Source organism: Aeromonas diversa CDC 2478-85 (genome assembly GCF_000819805.1).
Taxonomy (GTDB): Bacteria; Pseudomonadota; Gammaproteobacteria; order Enterobacterales; family Aeromonadaceae; genus Aeromonas; species Aeromonas diversa.
The window spans coordinates 6893-7561 of the sequence record NZ_CDCE01000019.1 but is presented as its reverse complement, the minus strand read 5'-3'; the positions used below and the strand labels follow the sequence as shown (position 1 = coordinate 7561).

At 64.1% G+C, this 669-nt stretch carries 1 protein-coding gene and 1 pseudogene; one reads left to right on the top strand and one right to left on the bottom strand.

Annotated features, from left to right (window positions below; translation table 11 throughout):
- The coding region (locus BN1121_RS04810; RefSeq protein WP_043597397.1) for a methyl-accepting chemotaxis protein at positions 1–483 on the top strand (483 nt) is incomplete at its 5' end.
- On the opposite strand, the pseudogene BN1121_RS19220 reads toward BN1121_RS04810, so the two are convergent.
- A pseudogene (locus tag BN1121_RS19220) lies at positions 467–669 on the bottom strand (metallophosphoesterase); the annotation flags it as partial. The gene BN1121_RS04810 and the pseudogene BN1121_RS19220 overlap by 17 nt on opposite strands.

Here is a 669-nt window from a genome sequence, read left to right as displayed (position 1 = left end):
CTCAATGCCGCCATCGAGGCAGCACGGGCGGGTGAGCAGGGACGAGGCTTCGCCGTGGTCGCCGGTGAGGTCAAGACACTGGCCGAACAGGTTCAGTCTTCCATCCGCGAGATTGAGCTGCTGGTCACCAGTCTCAATGGCAGCGCCGGCAAAGTGCTGGGAGGGATTCGTCACAGCGTGGATCTCTCGCACCTGACCCTGGAGGGGACGGCCGTGTTACAGAATGCCCTGGATCGGGTGGCCGCCGCCGTGGCGGAAATCAACGACCACGCCCTGCATACGGCGACCGCAGCCGAACAGCAGGCCGGTGCGGCAGAGGAGATAGCAAGGGCGATCAACGGGATCGGTGTGGTTGCCGAGCAGAGTCGGGAGGGGGCCAGACAGACGGCGGAGGCAAGCCAGACGCTGGTGGAGCTCTCCTGCGAGCTGGAGAACCTGACGAGGCGTTTTCGTCTTGAACCCGCCTTTAACCGAGGAGGGTAAGATCGCTCACCAGAGTCAGCTCGCCGTTGTAGGTGGCGCCGGTATCGAGCCAACAGAGGTTGCCAAGGCGTAGCCAGTGCTCGTCACGTAGCGGAGTGTGCCCCATGACCACCCGATCGACGCCGGTGACCTCTCCTGGGTGCTGTCCTCCCAATTGCCACCCCATCAGGCGGCCTCGCTCCCAAA